The 16874-nt window shown below is 42.7% G+C and carries 13 protein-coding genes; 9 read left to right on the top strand and 4 right to left on the bottom strand.

Annotation, left to right across the window (positions count from 1 at the left end; translation table 11 throughout):
* Positions 1 to 103: 103 nt before the first annotated feature.
* Together PX482_RS16095 and rsgA are read left to right on the top strand one after the other, a co-directional pair.
* A complete protein-coding gene (locus PX482_RS16095; RefSeq protein WP_002792863.1) occupies positions 104 to 325 on the top strand; it encodes a sulfurtransferase TusA family protein in 222 nt (73 codons plus the stop codon).
* Positions 326 to 1402 (top strand): small ribosomal subunit biogenesis GTPase RsgA, encoded by a 1077-nt coding sequence (rsgA, locus tag PX482_RS16090; protein ID WP_079209726.1) that lies wholly within the window; start codon positions 326 to 328, stop codon positions 1400 to 1402.
* A 57-nt stretch (positions 1403 to 1459) separates the two neighbouring features.
* Here the strand turns inward: rsgA and PX482_RS16085 are convergent, their stop codons facing one another.
* From PX482_RS16085 to PX482_RS16075, 3 genes are all read right to left on the bottom strand, one after another.
* Entirely contained in the window at positions 1460 to 2668 is a 1209-nt protein-coding gene (locus PX482_RS16085) for a serine hydrolase (protein WP_288122677.1), read from the bottom strand.
* Between the two features lie 139 nt (positions 2669 to 2807).
* On the bottom strand, positions 2808 to 4625 hold the full coding sequence (locus PX482_RS16080; RefSeq protein WP_288096645.1) for a protein kinase domain-containing protein: 1818 nt from the start codon (positions 4623 to 4625) through the stop codon (positions 2808 to 2810).
* Between the two features lie 432 nt (positions 4626 to 5057).
* Positions 5058 to 6257 (bottom strand): acetate and sugar kinases/Hsc70/actin family protein, encoded by a 1200-nt coding sequence (locus tag PX482_RS16075; RefSeq protein WP_043999037.1) that lies wholly within the window; start codon positions 6255 to 6257, stop codon positions 5058 to 5060.
* A gap of 55 nt (positions 6258 to 6312) precedes the next feature.
* On the opposite strand from PX482_RS16075, the gene PX482_RS16070 reads away from it, so the two are divergent.
* From PX482_RS16070 to adhE, 6 genes are all read left to right on the top strand, one after another.
* The gene (locus PX482_RS16070; protein ID WP_002758776.1) at positions 6313 to 7020 is read left to right on the top strand and encodes a Crp/Fnr family transcriptional regulator; all 708 of its coding nucleotides are present in this window, start codon (positions 6313 to 6315) and stop codon (positions 7018 to 7020) included.
* Between the two features lie 126 nt (positions 7021 to 7146).
* Entirely contained in the window at positions 7147 to 7485 is a 339-nt protein-coding gene (gene cutA, locus PX482_RS16065; protein WP_002758777.1) for a divalent-cation tolerance protein CutA, read from the top strand.
* A 174-nt stretch (positions 7486 to 7659) separates the two neighbouring features.
* On the top strand, positions 7660 to 10365 hold the full coding sequence (locus PX482_RS16060) for a phycobilisome rod-core linker polypeptide (RefSeq protein ID WP_288027346.1): 2706 nt from the start codon (positions 7660 to 7662) through the stop codon (positions 10363 to 10365).
* A 363-nt stretch (positions 10366 to 10728) separates the two neighbouring features.
* Entirely contained in the window at positions 10729 to 11967 is a 1239-nt protein-coding gene (locus tag PX482_RS16055; RefSeq protein WP_002758780.1) for an ATP-binding protein, read from the top strand.
* The gene (locus PX482_RS16050; protein ID WP_002758781.1) at positions 11964 to 12473 is read left to right on the top strand and encodes a hypothetical protein; all 510 of its coding nucleotides are present in this window, start codon (positions 11964 to 11966) and stop codon (positions 12471 to 12473) included. The genes PX482_RS16055 and PX482_RS16050 overlap by 4 nt, the downstream gene beginning before the upstream one ends.
* A 464-nt stretch (positions 12474 to 12937) precedes the next feature.
* On the top strand, positions 12938 to 15604 hold the full coding sequence (gene adhE, locus PX482_RS16045) for a bifunctional acetaldehyde-CoA/alcohol dehydrogenase (protein ID WP_288122680.1): 2667 nt from the start codon (positions 12938 to 12940) through the stop codon (positions 15602 to 15604).
* Between the two features lie 175 nt (positions 15605 to 15779).
* Here the strand turns inward: adhE and gloB are convergent, their stop codons facing one another.
* Complete coding sequence (gene gloB / locus PX482_RS16040) at positions 15780 to 16553, bottom strand: hydroxyacylglutathione hydrolase (protein WP_002758783.1); 774 nt, start codon at positions 16551 to 16553, stop codon at positions 15780 to 15782.
* A gap of 198 nt (positions 16554 to 16751) precedes the next feature.
* Here gloB and PX482_RS16035 point away from each other — a divergent pair.
* The coding region (locus PX482_RS16035; protein ID WP_287705278.1) for a transposase family protein at positions 16752 to 16874 on the top strand (123 nt) is incomplete at its 3' end.

The raw sequence follows: 16874 nt of genomic DNA, 5'->3' as shown, positions 1-16874 counted from the left end.
TTCCACCCACACCCCACACCTCACACCCCACACCCCACACCCCACACCCCACACCCCACACCCTGCCCCCAGGAGAAACTTTTTCAGCAAACCCTAAATAACTATGACTTTAGACCTGCGCGGCACTCCCTGCCCAATTAATTTTGTCCGGACAAAATTGCAATTAGAGAAAATGCCCGCCGGGGAACGGTTGGAAGTCTGGTTAGATGCCGGGGAACCGATCGAACAGGTTCCCACTAGCCTGACCGTGGAGGGTTATCAGATAGAATCGATCGAGGACAGAGATAGCTTTTTTGTTCTCAAAGTCTATCGCCCCGATTCCTAAATGGTAGATGGACAATTAACCGATTTATACGGCACAGTGGTGGCCGTACAGGCGAATTTCTATCAGGTACGCTTGGATTCTCCCGTTATCGGCGATAATCTTCTCTGTACCCGTCGCGCTCGCTTGCAAAAAATCGGTCAGTCGGTGATGGTTGGTGATCGGGTGCGCGTGGAGGAAGCAAATTTTGCCGATCAACAGGGTGCGATCGCAGAAGTTCTCCCCCGCAGTACCGAGATCGATCGGCCGGCCGTTGCCAATATCGAGCAGATTTTGCTAGTTTTTGCCCTTGCTGAACCCGTCCTCGATCCTTGGCTGATTAGTCGTTTTTTGGTGAAAGCGGAGTCCACAGGCTTAGAAATTGCGGTCTGTGTCAATAAAATTGATCTGGGGGAACCGGAACAAATAGAGATTTGGGGCGATCGCCTAGCTGGTTGGGGATACCGGCCTTTTTTTGTCAGTGTGGAGAAAAATCGGGGATTTGAGGCTTTATTGGCACAATTAAACCATAAAATCACTCTCTTGGCCGGTCCCTCGGGGGTGGGAAAATCGAGTTTAATTAATTGCTTAATTCCTGAGATTAATCAACGGGTGGGGGATGTGTCGGGAAAACTGCAAAAAGGTCGTCACACCACCCGTCATGTGGAGTTATTTGCTTTACCAAATCGGGGTTTATTGGCCGATAGTCCGGGGTTTAACCAACCGGATATTAACTGTTCACCGGAACAATTAACTTTTTATTTTCCGGAAGTGAGACAGCGTTTAGCTTTAGGAAATTGTCAATTTAATGATTGTACTCATCGTCGGGAACCTAACTGTGTGGTGAGGGGAGATTGGGAACGTTACCAACATTATTTAGAGTTTTTAGAAGAAGCGATCGCACGAGAACAGACATTACAGAAAACTAGCACAAAAGAGTCAAGTTTAAAGTTAAAAATTAAAGAAGCAGGTCAAGAAACCTACGAACCCAAATTAGCCAATAAAAAATATCGTCGTCCTTCCCGTCGCGGCAAAAATCAAGATCAGGAACGCTACGAAAATAAAACTCTCCAAGATATTTATAATGATGATTCTGAATAGAATCGGTTCGGTTGTCTTTATCTTCAGGGTCACTAAAGTAAGAATTGGGAAAAGATGTTAAGGGGTGTTATACTTTGAGTCCATTTGCTGCATTTTTTGATAGACTAATTCAGAAATTTTTGGGAAAATTTGCCAATTTTGAGCGTAGGCAGCATCTTGGGTAAATACAGCTAAAATATAGGCAACTTGACCATCATTAATATAAGCTACCTCACTACGACTGTCACTTGTCCAACCAGCTTTAGAAGCAAATTCTTGGATATTTTTAGGGTCACTGTTGGCAAAATATTCACCAAAAAATCCTTTAATGGGATTAAAATGACCTTGACCTTGATTCGGGTCAATATTTTTCCAGCTGCCATCTTGCATCATGTTTATTCTGTTCAAATAGTATCGCATCTCCTGACTAGATTCTGGTGATATAGCTTGTCCTGTAATAATTTCATACATTAATCTAGCAGCTTGTTCAGTTGTAATTTTATTTCTAATCGGATTTTTAGGATCATTGCCTCTCATTTTTAAATCAGCACCTTGAGGTTTAAACATTTTTTTAGAAGGAATGGGATAGGTTTTTTGGTTAATATTGATACCATTATAACCTGCATCAACAAAATATTGATTAAGTAGATTTCTTTTTTTTAACCACTCTTGATAGTCTGACTGGCTCATATTTTTATGATTTGATTTTGCTCCAGTGATAGCATCAACAATATTACTTGATTCTTCATTGTCTGACTTTCCGATCATTTCTTGAATTTCAATAGTATATTCTCCTATATCTCCTTGGTGATAATTAACATAACCGTACAGAGCAACTAGCCAAAAAAGCTTGACAACACTAGCAGGAAATCTTCCTATATTTCCTTGATAATTTTCGCTACTATTGGTTTTAAAATCGATTAAGCTAATTGATAATTTCTCAGTTGGTAAGTTATTCTCTGCAACATAATCAGTAACATTTTTAATAATAGATTGTAGTTGGTCGTTCCCCTTAAAATTTGGCGGTCTATCGGGAGTATAAATAAACGTTTTTTGAAAATTGATACGATTATTATGATCAGTAACAGGCAAAGATGGCAAGGCAATTTGTTGATTATTAAGTTCATTTTGCGAAGGGATAGGAGTTTTAAGTGTGGGTATATCTGGGGTTTTATTAATTATTGACTGAGGAGATTTTCTGTAAGATATGGAGGACTTATCATCAGTTACATTTGTTGTTTTCTGAGATTGATTGAAGATTAAAAAACCGACCACAGCAAAAGTCATCGCGACTAAGCTAGATATCAACAGAAACTTTATATCTGATATACCAGTATGGTATTCATAATTGTAGTTAGATGTCTCTGTTTTTTTGTTATCTGAGTTGTTTTTCATTTTTTTGTTTCTACTTTGTGATTAATTCAACTTATCTACGAGCTAAATTTTTAATGGTTCTATATTGAGCTATTTTCCATCGTCCCCGATCATTTTGGAGATTATAGCGAACCAATGAGGTAGTAAAAGCACTATTTTTTCGATCAATTTTACCCTGATTATTATAGAGGGTTCTTTCTTCAGTAACCACCACATCCACTGTAGCTTGATCACCAGAGGATGTAAAATTATTAACTGAATCTATTCTCTGAACTCCATAGATATAATAAGCACTATTATTAGCTAACCATTCGGAAGAACTTTCTTGACCATCAGAGCGTTTTATGTTGTAATCATAAGCTTTACCTGTAAGTAATTCTTCTCCTAAATAGGTTTGATAGGAGGGACCGAAAATATCTCTTTTTGCCTTTAACCAGCGCTCGATTAAATCCACCGCTTCTGAACGAGAAATAGAGTTAACTGTCTGTTGAGGAACAGGTGAATAGACGGGTTCAGGACTGGGGGAATAGACAGCTTCAGGACTGGGTGAGGTATCGATGACACCTTGGGTGATTTTAACTTGATTAAAGTATTTAATTAGTTGCCTTTGTAAATCTTGAGCGCGATTTAAGTCACTAAAAGTTGCTACCTGAATATTACCATCATTAACAAAAGCATCGCGACAAAAGTTATTTTTAACTCTCTCTAAACTATCCTCATCAGTTACTACAACTTTATAGTAAGTATCGGTGATATTCTCATCTCCACACACAGGTTTAGGAAACTCATTATTAATGGTAATATCTGAGTCTTGATTTTCTGGGGAAGGTGACGGAGAAATTGACTCATCTCCAGAATAATTTGAGAGATAATAACTTAAGACAAAACCACCTAAAATGCCAGTACCGATCATACTCCCTATAATTATCGCTTTCACCCATTCAGGTAACGTGCGGGGATTAGAAACAGGTTTTGAAGTTACAGGAGAAATTACTTGAGTAGGAGCGGGAGGAGCGGGGAGAACGATATTTGTTGCTACAATTGATGGGGTATTTTGTAGCGCTTCTAACATCTCTTTTGCGGTTAAATAACGTTCGTTAGAGCGCGGTGAAATAGTTTTATCTAGGACGGCTGCTAAACTGATATTAGTATCTAAAGCGAACTGCCGCCAATAAATTTTTCCTGTCATCGGATCGCTCTCTAGCATTTCAGGAGTTTTGCCAGTTAGTAGATAAATAGCCGTCAATCCTAAAGCGTAGAGATCACTACTATAAACCGGACGACCGATCGCTTGTTCTGATGGCATAAAACCGGGAGTACCGATAACAATAGAATTAAGAGAATGCCCCGAATTAGAAACCACCGTTCCCATAGTTTCTTTAACTGCACCGAAATCAATTAGGAACGGTAAATTATCATAAATCCGTAGAATGATATTATCGGGTTTTATATCTCGATGGATAATTTTTTGTCCGTGAACATAAATTAAAACCTGTAGAATACTAACTAAAATCTCTTTGACTTGATCATCGGTAAAAACTCCTTTACTCTGTATTCTTTGGCTGAGAGTTTCTCCCTCGATAAATTCCTCGACTAAATAAAATTGATTATTTTCCTCAAAATAAGCGTATAGTTTGGGAATTTGGGGACTATTTTCGCTCAATTTTTCCAGGATAGCCGCTTCTCGCTCAAACCTTTCTTTGACGAGATTGTGAACCTGGGGATTGTCATTAATCGGTTTTAGCTGTTTAATCAGACAGAGACGTTTTGAAGGCATTTGGCTATCTTCTGCCAAAAAAGTCTCTCCGAAACCACCATCGGCAATTAATCGCAAGACTTTGTAACGATTTTGTAGAATTAAATCCGTCATGGGGAAATATTACTGTTTACTTAACAATCTCCACCGATAACTAATAACTGAGGTGATGGCAGGGCAAATCAGATAAAGAGGGTATTTAATTGACCATTTATGTGGATAATCTAAATCCATCTAGACCACCAATGTTGCATCCTGTAATAAAATTTAACATTTAGCAATAATGTCGGGGGCGTGTTTGCGGCAATAACCTTGAATAAAAAAACAAAATTAGCAATCTGCGCCCCACGCACCAGTTAAGTAAGTAATCTCAATTAATTGTGAGATAGTGGGACAGGGTTCTGGTTCTTTGTATTTTATCTTTAATTGTAACCGGCTACTTAGTTGATGATAGGTGGTGCGTTACGACGGATTGTTACCTTCAAGTCAAAGCAGCAATTTTGGCCGTCTAACGCACCCTACGTTTTACTTCTGACGTTGATGTTTTTAAGCATTATTGACCTTCTCACCTCTAAGAGCCGAAAATAAACAGAGACGACCCAAACCCAAGATTACTGGTGAGAAGTTTTCCTGACTGGGGGACTCTAGATTGCAACCAGCAAATTCTTGCTGTATTTCTGTTATAAAATAGGGCCAAATGGTTAAGAAAAAATTACCGCTAAAAATTATTTGATCGATATCCTCAAGACTTTTTTGCTGTTTTTCTAACAAATCATTAATTTTTTGTCTTAAATTATCTAGATATGGTATAATGACCTTCTTATTTAAATCGGTGCGACTGACCGTCCAAGTATGACCGGCTAGAGAGGAGGTAAATTCGCTTTCTTCTTGCAGGATTAATTTGGTTAATCTAGCGGCTGCCAGTAAAGATTTTTTTAAGGGATTAGTATCGGTGAGATCGGAGCGGGAAAGAGGCAAAAAAGAACGCCAGAGAGGATAAATTAAGTGAGAGAGTATGGCCCGTTCATAGGTGTTTTCCCCGTAGTTAAAATGGCTCAGAGCGATCGCTTGACGGGATAAAGAGCGAGTTTGCGGTGGGACTTCCACTATTGCTAAAGTGGTGGTCTCCCGCTTCCCTTCGATAACCAGTAGGGTTTGGGGTTGGGGTTGGTCGCTAGTGGGAATATGGGCCAGAGCAGTAGCGAGCGCTGTTTCTAGACTAGATAGGCGATCGGGGGGTATTAGTTGCGCTGTGAGAAGGGCTTTTTTCAGGTCATCCGTGGGGGTTTCCCCGTCATCGGTGATAATAATAGCTTCTAATCGATCTAGGGCTTCCCAGAGCCAAGAATCGGTGCTAAAATCCCGATTAGATAGCCAACTAATTAGATATTCTTCCACCTGAGAGCAGGGTAAGAGATCGCTTGTTCCCGTTGCCAGACTCCAAGAAAGAGGATAAAAATCGATCAGTCCCTGGCTTTCCCGAAAAAAGACAACTTTTACCCCCTCTGGTTGCACCTCCATTCCCAGGGACCAACGGGCAACTTCAGGGGTTGGAGCGGGCAACAATAAGGGAGAAAGCATCACTCTGGCCGATTCTAAATGTTGACGAGTGGCGATAATTGTCTCGGAAGTAACTTCTTGCGGGTTAACTAGAGAGGAAATCACCTTGGCAAGAATCCGATCGATCTCGGTCAGTAGGGAGTAAAAATCCTGTTTATCGGTCACTGGATCATTAAAAATACCCACAACTTTCCATTGTAGAATCACCTGCCTAAAACGAACAAAATTTAAATATTAAACCATGGAAGAAAAACGCTATCCTGCGGAAAAATCAGCAGAGATTCAAAAATTATTGGATACAGCCACCTTATTGGTCGGTTTGCCCCCTGAAACCCTCGATAAAGTTACTTCTCATGCTGTCACCCGAACTCATCCTGCTAATCGGGCGATTTTATTAGAAAATGATTGGGGTGGTTCGGTTTACTTTATTCTGGATGGTTGGGTGAAAATTCGTACTTACGATAGGTCGGGTAAAGAAGTCACCTTAAATATCGTCGGTAAAGGGGAAATAGTCGGAGAAATGGCCGCTTTAGACAAATCTACCCGCTCCAGCGATGCTATCACCTTAACCACGGCCACAATTAGCAGTATTCCCGCCCAAGATTTTGTTAATCTGCTCAAATCGGAGCCTTTAGCGGGAATTCGTCTTTCTCAGTTAATGGCCAAGCGTTTGCGTCAAGTTAACCGGCGTTTACGTTTGCGCGAGGCCGATAGTCTCTCCAGAGTCGCCGATACTTTACTCTTTTTAGCCGAAGGTCAAGGAGAAAAAAGCGGTCAGGGTGCGATAATTCCTAATTTACCTCACCGGGAATTGAGTGGTATTAGTGGCTTGGCCCGGGAAACCGTGACCCGCTCCCTGACCAAATTGCAGAAAAAAGGACTGATTCAACGACGGCAGGAATATCTCTGTATTCCCGATCTGGCCGCTTTAGAAAAAGTGATCACCTAAATTCAGTTATCAGTTATCAGTGATCAGTTATCAAAGACTGATTATCTATTCCTCCTATTGCCTTTTGCCTGTTGCCTATTGCCTTTTGCCTGTCCTGATATGTAGCCTATACTCAAAGGATTTAGTATGACTGAAAGATTAATCGGTTTTGGAGTGGTGCTGGTGACAACGGCCAGCGAAACGGAAGCGGAACACCTAGCGATCGCCTTACTTAACGAGCGCTTGGCAGCTTGTGTCAGTATTTACCCGATTCGTTCCATTTATCGTTGGCAGGGACAGATTGAAAACGAGAGCGAATGGCAATTAGTGATCAAAACCGATTTAAAGCAGTTTGAGCAGTTATCGGCGAAGATACAGGAACTTCATAGCTATGCCGTCCCAGAAATCATCGCTTTACCGATTGTGGCGGGTTCACAGACCTATTTAGACTGGTTAGCCTCCCATACAGGTGGGGTGTCAGAATAGACCAATCGGCAACTTGAGCGAAAAAAATCTATATAATTCTTAATAAACTATCTCAGGAAGCGCAAAAAGTTTTAATCTAGATGCTGATTAAATTTTTAAACATCTGGTTTTAAGACCGATCGCCTCCACGATTGGAGAACTCAGCACATCGTCAAGGGAGATAGTTAAAATCCAATGAGTCTTAAGGCAAGCGGTGGCAGCTCCTTAGCGCGTCCCCAACTCTATCAAACCGTCCCAGTATCTGCCATTACCCAAGCAGAACAACAAGACCGCTTTCTCGATAAACCCGAACTCAACGAACTGATCGCCTACTTCCAATCGGGGAGCAAGCGTTTAGATATTGCCCAAACGCTCACCCGGAACTCCGATCTGATCGTCTCGCGGGCAGCTAACCGGATTTTTACCGGTGGTTCACCCATGGCCTACCTAGAAAAACCCCCCGTGGAAGAATTGGCCCTGGTGGGTGCGGGTAAAGTTATCAACGTCCAGGAAGGGATGAAATTAGGAACCGTTACCTACGCTGAAAGCGGGTCTGGTGGCGGTAGTGGCATCCTCGGTGGCTTAAAGGGGATTTTCGCCTCTAGCGGCCCGATTCCCCCCGGATTCCGACCGATTAACGTCTCTCGTTACGGTCCGAGCAATATGCAGAAGTCCCTCCGGGATTTATCCTGGTTCCTGCGTTATATTACCTATGCGATCGTGGCTGGTGATACCAGTATCCTGATCGTTAATACCCGCGGTTTAAGGGAAGTTCTCGAAAATGCCTGTTCTATTGATGCCACCATCGTGGCCCTACAGGAAATGCGGGCCGCTTCGATCGAGTATTTCCAGAGAGACAAGGATGCGGCCACTTTAATCAGTGACTATTTCAATATCCTACTAGGGGAATTAAAAGCCCCCACCCCCTCTAATAAACTGCGTCAGCGTCCCAGTAGTGACCAACAGGGTTTAAGTCTTCCCCAAAGCTACTACAATGGTGCCGAAAAACGGCAAAAGTTTGTCATGAAAACCGGTTTATCGGAGTCGGAAAAATCTTCGATTATCAAGGCTGCCTACAGACAAATTTTTGAACGGGACATCACCCGCGCCTATAGTCAGTCCATTTCTGACCTAGAATCGAAGGTGAAAAACGGCGACATCTCGATGAAAGAATTCGTCCGTCGTCTCGGTAAATCGCCTCTCTATCGTAAACAGTTCTTTGAACCTTTTATCAATAGTCGCGCCCTAGAATTGGCTTTTCGTCATTTCCTCGGTCGCGGTCCTTCCTCCCGGGAAGAAGTGCAGAAATACTTCTCGATCGTCTCTAGCGGCGGTTTAGCGGCGTTAATCGATGCTTTAGTCGATTCTCAGGAATATTCCGACTATTTCGGCGAAGAAACCGTTCCCTATCTCCGGGGTTTGGGTGCAGAAGCGCAGGAATGTCGCAACTGGGGGATGCAGATCGACCTGTTTAACTACAGCGCACCTTTCCGCAAAGTTCCCCAATTTATCACCACCTTTGCTAAATACGATCGCCCCTTACCGGATCAGCACGTTTACGGTTCCGGAAATGATCCCCTAGAAATCCAATTTGGGGCAATTTTCCCGAAAGAAACCCGCGAACCTAGTTCTAGTCCCGCTCCCTTCGGTAAAGATACCAAACGTATCCTCATCCACCGCGGACCTGCCACTAATAACCAAAATAGCAACCCCGGCGCCCGAGGTGAATTCCCCGGTACTTTGGGACCGAAAGTTTTCCGTCTCAATAACGAGTTACCCGGTTCTAGCAATGGAGTAAGCGTTAAATTTGGCGAAAGTTCCACCCAAAGAGTGATTTTAGCGGCTTATCGTCAGGTTTTCGGTCGAATGCCCTACGAAGGTCAGCGTTTATCCGTGGCCGAGATTAAGTTAGAAAATGGCGATATTACTCTGCGCGAGTTTATCAAAACCCTAGCTAAATCCGAGGCTTTCCGGAAAATCTACTGGACTCCTCTCTATGTGGTGAAAGCGATCGAATATATTCACCGTCGTCTGCTCGGTCGTCCCACCTACGGTCGTCAGGAAATGAATCAATACTTCGATCTTTGCTCGAAAAAAGGCTTCTATGCTTTAATCGATGCCCTTATCGACAGTCCTGAATATACGGAAGCTTTTGGTGAAGATACGGTTCCCTACGAGCGCTATCTAACTCCCCAAGGGATGCAGTTACGGATGGTGCGTTTGGGCAATCTCCGCGAAGATATCGGCCAAAGAGTTGATAAAGAGGAAACCCCGCGCTTTATTGAATTGGGTACACCTTCGGTCTCAATTCGCACTGAACCCGATATTCAATCTCGTGTCGGTCAAGGTGTCACGGTTCAACGGGAACAAACTAAGATCTTTAAACTGTTAACTAATCTGGATAAAGTTGCCGTACAAAATACTGTTCGCGCCGCCTATCGTCAGATTTTTGAACGGGATCTCGAACCCTATATCATCAATGCCGAATTTACCGCTTTAGAGAGTAAATTAAGCAATGCTGAGATCACGGTGAAAGAGTTTATTGAGGGTTTAGGTTGTTCGGATCTTTACCTGAAAGAATTCTATGCTCCCTATCCGAATACGAAAGTAATTGAATTGGGAACCAAGCACTTCTTAGGTCGCGCTCCCTTGAATCAAAAAGAAATCCAGAAATATAACCAAATTCTGGCAACTAAGGGATTAAAGGCCTTTATCGGTGCCATGGTTAATAGCATGGAATACCTACAATTATTTGGTGAAGATACGGTTCCCTATCGTCGTTTCCCGACTCTACCAGCCGCTAATTTCCCCAATACGGAACGCTTATACAATAAGCTGACTAAACAGGATAGTGAACTGGTGGTTCCCAGTTTTAAACCGGTAGTTAAAGTCGGTGGCTAATTAGTCCTTGAAGTTAGTTAATTTAGCTCGTGTTCAACACGAGCTTTTTTTCAGGACAAATTACTGCCCAAAATTTATTAAGTAGGTAGGCGTTAAAAATTATCAGATGCCCCCCTTATCAAGGGGGGATTAAGGGGGGACTAAGGGGGGATCGGCACCACCCTTATCAAGGGGGGATCCCCCCGCCTATCGGCACCACCCTTATCAAGGGGGGACTAAGGGGGGATCGGCACCCCCCTTATCAAGGGGGGACTAAGGGGGGATCGGCACCCCCCTTATCAAGGGGGGCAGGGGGGATCGAACCTAAAATCCATTTTTAATTTAATTATAACCAGCTACTTATCGTCAATCAAGGGGGTAACAATGAGCCAAATTAAAGTTAAAAACTTCGGTCCAATTAAGGCGGGTTTACTAGAAAATGATGGTTTTATCGACGTTCGGAAAGTAACGATTTTTATCGGTAATCAAGGAACTGGAAAAAGTAGCATTGCTAAATTAATATCAACATTAAGCTGGTTGGAAAAAGCTCTATATCGTGGGGATTTAGAGGAAAAATATGTGACTAAATATAATCGTTTTGTTAAATCTTTTTGTCAATACCAAAATTTAACCAATTACTTTTTACCCGAAACCCAAATTGAATACAATGGAGATGTTTATCGAATTAGTTTTGAAAATGCTAAATTATCGATCGAGCGTACTGATAATTCAAAGTATCGAGTACCAAAAATTATGTATGTACCAGCAGAGCGAAACTTTTTGAGTGCAGTAAGATGGCCAGAAAAACTCAAAGGACTGCCAGAATCATTATATACTTTCTGGGAAGAATTGGATCGCTCACAACAGGAATTATCTGGCAGTTTGACTTTGCCAGTAGGTGAGGTTAAATTGGAATTTGATAAACTCAATAGACTGGCCAAGATTGTGGGTAGTGATTATCAACTAAATCTATCAGAAGCTTCCAGTGGTTTTCAGTCTTTTGTTCCTTTATTTCTCGTTTCTCGAAATATTGCTTTATCGATTAATCGAACTCAAGAAACTTCCCGCAATGAACTCAGTGGAGAGGAGCAAAAAAGATTAAAAATGGAAATCGAGAAAATTATCTCTAATGATAATCTTTCCGATAAACTAAAAAAGGTGGCACTAGAAGTATTATCTTCTAAATACCGCAATGAGTGTTTTGTAAATATTGTGGAAGAAATCGAGCAGAATCTATTTCCTCAATCTCAGAAAAAGATTTTATATAAATTATTTGAATTTGCCAATTTAACCCAGGGAAATAAACTAATTTTAACTACTCATAGTCCTTATATTATCAACGATCTAACCCTAGCTATCAAAGCAGATAAAGTTATCAAAAAAATCCTATCATCAGCGATTTCTAACGCCGATTATCTCCAAGAAAAGCTCAACCAAATTGTCCCGAAAGCCTCTTGTATAGCGGCAGAAGATGCTATTGTATATGAATTAACAGAGCAAGGAGAAATCCGAGAACTTGCTACATATAATGGTTTACCTTCTGATGAAAATTATCTCAATCTTTCCCTAGGAGAGACAAATCAGCTTTTTGATGATTTACTGGAAATCGAAGAACAGTTATGAAGATCAATTTCTTTGATAAAAAATGTCAGAGTCAAACCCATCGGCATGAATTTGGAATTTGTGATCCGCCATTTCCCCCAGAAACTCCCGCTTATTTAGATACAGAAAATCCCAGGGATTGGATTGCTATTGTGGAAAACTATCAAGAAATTGAAGTGACATTTACCGCTATTGATAAATGTATTGAAATTAGAAAAGTCGATGGTAGTGGTATGGATAAACGCTGTGATGGAATGCTGACCTATGCTAATTGTTTGATTTTTGTAGAATTAAAAGAACGAAAGGGGAAAAATTCGGGGTGGGTAGGAGACGGAGAAGAGCAACTAAGAAACACAATTCGGGTATTTATTGAAAATCATGGTAGAGAGGATTATTCATCTAGAAAAGCCTACATTGCCAATAACAAAAAGCCTACCTTTCAGAGTTCACAACAGGAGAGGATGGAAAAATTTCGCCAAGAAACTGGGTTTAGATTAATCATTCAAAATATCATCAAAATTGAGTGATTTAATTCTCTTTGATTCGGTGGCTCTGAAGATATTGATTTTTTAGAGTTTAGAGATATCCTAGTTTGATGTTGAATCTCACCCTGAATCCGTTGCCAAGCTGTGATCAACTTTAAACTTTTCACTCAAGGAGTGCGGAATAGAACCAGCTTCTCGAACACCAGCTTGAATTTCTGGTAACTTGATCATTGAGTCTCTGTCCTCAAACTTTTTCTAGGTACTGGTCAATCCTAATTTATACTAAATCCAGTTATTAAAAACTGATTATTTATTCTCCCCTTTGCATGAGTGCCTCTTGCATGAGTGCCTGTCCTGATATGTAACCTATGCTCAATGGATTTAGGATTAGTATCCTATAATACCAATGCTTAGGAAACTATAAAGAAAATCCCAAGATTAAGCGAATCCCCTGCCGAAAAACGCTAGAGTAGAATAAAATGCCTAATTTTTTCGACAAAATTGTTATGATAGTTACCAATAGACAAGAGCTAGAAGAACTCATTCAACAGGTAAAAAAAGCTCAACAACAATTTGCCAACTATAGCCAAGAACAAGTAGATCTTATCTTCAAAAAAGCGGCATTAGCAGCTAACAACGCTCGCATTCCCCTGGCTAAAATGGCCGTACAAGAGACAGGGATGGGGGTAATAGAGGATAAAGTGATTAAAAACCATTTTGCCTCAGAAATCATCTACAACAAGTATAAACACAGCAAAACCTGCGGCATTATCGAAGAAGATAAATCCTTTGGATTGCAAAAAATCGCCGAACCCGTGGGCATTTTAGCGGGGATCGTACCCACCACAAATCCCACCTCTACAGCCATTTTTAAAGCCCTAATTGCCCTGAAAACCCGCAACGGCATCATTTTTTCCCCCCATCCGCGAGCGAAAGACTGCACCATCGCGGCGGCCAAAATTGTCTTGGAAGCGGCCGTCAAAGCGGGTGCGCCGGCCGGTATTATTGGTTGGATCGATCAGCCATCGGTGGAACTTTCCCAAGCATTAATGCAACATCCCAGCATTAATTTAATCCTTGCTACCGGCGGTCCCGGTATGGTAAAAGCGGCCTATTCTTCCGGAAGACCTTCCCTAGGAGTCGGTGCCGGCAATACCCCCGCTTTAATTGACGAAACCGCTCACATAAAAATGGCCGTTTCCTCGATTATTCTCAGTAAAACCTTCGATAACGGCATGATTTGCGCCTCCGAACAATCGGTAATCGTTGTCGATAGCATCTATGAAGAAGTTCGACAGGAATTTATTGATCGCGGGGCCTATCTTCTTTCCCCCGAAGAAAGGGAAAAAGTCGTCGGGATTCTCCTAAAAGATGGTCATATCAACCCCGATATCGTCGGGCAACCAGTGGAAAAATTAGCCGCCATGGCCGGAATTTCCGTTCCCGAAGATACCCGATTACTAATCGGAGAAGTAGAAAATATTGGTTTAGAGGAACCATTTTCCTACGAAAAACTCTCGCCAATTTTAGCTATGTACCGAGCGAAAGACTTTGAAGATGGGGTGAAAAAAGCCGAAAAACTGGTCTTATTTGCGGGTCGAGGTCATACGGCCGTGCTTTATACCGCACCCTCAAATCGGGAACATATTAAACGCTTTGAAGACAACGTAGAAACGGCCCGGGTATTAATTAATACCCCTTCCTCCCAAGGTGCGATCGGTGATATCTATAACTTCCGTCTCGATCCTAGTTTAACCCTCGGTTGTGGCACTTGGGGCGGTAATTCCATCAGCGAAAACGTCGAACCTACCCACCTATTAAATATTAAAACCGTGGCCGAGCGCCGGGAAAATATGCTTTGGTTCCGAGTACCACCAAAAGTATATTTTAAATACGGGTCATTACCGGTCGCTATTCGGGAATTAGCCGGCAAAAAACGGGCCTTTATTGTCACCGATAAACCTCTTTTTGACCTAGGAGTTACCGCACCTTTAGAGGAAGTTTTAGAAGAAATCGGCATCACGATTAATATCTTTTATGATGTGGAACCCGATCCTTCCCTAGAAACCGTCGAACGGGGGTTAAATGTCATTAATACCTTCAATCCCGATGTGATTATCGCTATCGGTGGCGGTTCCCCCATGGATGCCGCTAAAATTATGTGGCTACTCTACGAGCATCCAGAGATAGAATTCGAGAGCTTGGCCATGCGTTTTATGGATATCCGCAAACGAGTCTATGAATTGCCCCCTTTAGGCGAAAAAGCTCTGATGGTTTGTATTCCCACCACTTCGGGAACAGGATCGGAAGTGACTCCCTTCGCCGTCGTGACCGATCGCCGTAATAATATTAAGTATCCTCTGGCAGATTATGCCCTAACTCCCAGCATGGCCATCGTCGATCCGGAATTAGTGCTAAATATGCCGAAAAAATTAACAGCCTACGGCGGAATTGACGCTTTAACTCACGCTCTTGAGGCCTACGTCTCGGTTTTAGCCTCAGAGTACACCAATGCTCTTGCTCAAGATGCCATCCGACTGCTGTTTAAATACTTGCCCAGTTCCTATCATAACGGAGCTAAAGACCCGAAAGCGCGGGAAAAAGTCCATTATGCGGCGACAATGGCAGGAATGGCCTTCGCTAATGGCTTTTTAGGCATCTGTCACTCCATGGCCCACCAATTGGGGGCCATTTTCCACATTCCCCACGGTCTGGCCAATGCCTTGATGATTTCCCACGTCATCCTCTATAATGCCACCGATGCCCCCTTTAAACAGGCCACCTTCTCTCAGTACAAATATCCTAACGTGAAGTGGCGCTATGCCAGGATCGCTCATTCCTTGGGATTGGGGGGAGAAAGCGAGACCGAAAGTGTGGAAAGATTGGTATTAGCGATCGAATGTCTAAAACGGGAAATCGGTATTCCGGCCAGTATTAAAGAGGTAATTCCCGAAAGTGAAGCCGAATTTATGGCCAAATTAGACCATTTAGCCGAACAAGCTTTCGATGATCAGTGTACCGGAGCCAATCCCCGTTATCCCCTGATCGAGGACTTAAAAACCCTGTTAATCCAAGCTTATCACGGCAATTTGCCCCTAGAGGTGGCGGTAAATGGTCACGGTGAGGTCAGTCTTGCCGATTTGAAGTTAGATCCGCAACCTTTGAGCTTTTAGAGATCGATTTTGCCTTGGATCCCCCCTACCCCCTAGTAGGGTTGATTCATGAATCAACCCTACCATGAATCAACCCTACCATGAATCAACCCTACCATGAATCCCCCCTACCCCCTTGCCTATTGCCTATTGCCTATTGCCTTTCTTCACTAGGAAATTTATTTGGCACGACTACTTAAAAATTATCTTTTTTCCCCCGCAGCCGTGCAAACACTTGTACTGGTTCGTTGCTATCCATGGTCATTGCCAAAGCGGGACTATCCCAACGCAAAAAAGGATTAGTCAGCTTTTCCGTCCCCAAAATTGCTGGAATCGTGGGAATATCTTGGGCGCGATTTTTCTCCACTTCCCGATAACGCTGTTGCAGAGCAGCATTATTAGGGTCAACTGTCAAGGCAAACTTTAAATTATTTAACGTATATTCGTGAGCGCACCAAACCCTGGTTTGGTCAGGCAGCGATCGCAATTTAGTTAAAGAAGCCACCATTTGCCCCGGTGTTCCCTCAAATAAACGACCACAACCCCCCGAAAACAGGGTATCACCACAGAATAACTCGCCGTAATCTCCGGGGTTAACTGGGGGAAAATAGTAGGCAATATGAGCGCGAGTGTGGCCGGGGACAAAGAAAACCTCGGCCGAGCGACCGGCAAATTCCACCCGATCCCCCTCCGCTAAAAACAGCTGCTGCCCCGGAATGCGACCGCGATCCTCCTTTCCCCCATAAACACAAAGATGGGGATAACGATTAATTAAAGCCTGATTAGCCCCCACATGGTCGCCGTGGTGATGGGTATTGAAAATAGCGACTAAATCCACCTGTAAAGCCTCTAATCGCCTGAAAACGGGTTCAGGTTCCGCCGGATCCACCACGGCTGCGATTTTTTGCGCTCGATCGTAGAGGAGGAAAATATAATTATCGGAAAGGGCGTTAAGACGTTCGATCTCCATGGTAGCATCTTGGGCTAAGGTTTAACTCGATCATTTGACATCCTCGCCGGCGTAAAACGGACGGCGATTCCTCACCACGCCACTTTTTTAGGGTGGTCGCGTCAACGTAGGGCTATTTCATTCTCCCATCAGAATATCAAAAGTAAAAGCGATCACTGTCTTTGTAAAATGAGAAGTGACCGCCAACCTTTTAAATATATGTTGAGCTTAATAGAAAAACTGAAACAAGTCAAGGACTTTCGGAAAGATAAAGGAAAAAGACACCCTTTATGGATAGTATTAGTAGTAATAATACTGGGAACAATGCTAGGATACTCAGGT

It is taken from the genome of Microcystis sp. M53602_WE12 (genome assembly GCF_030065455.1).
In the GTDB taxonomy this organism is placed as follows: Bacteria; Cyanobacteriota; Cyanobacteriia; order Cyanobacteriales; family Microcystaceae; genus Microcystis; species Microcystis aeruginosa.
This window is presented reverse-complemented; position numbering and strand designations above follow the sequence as displayed.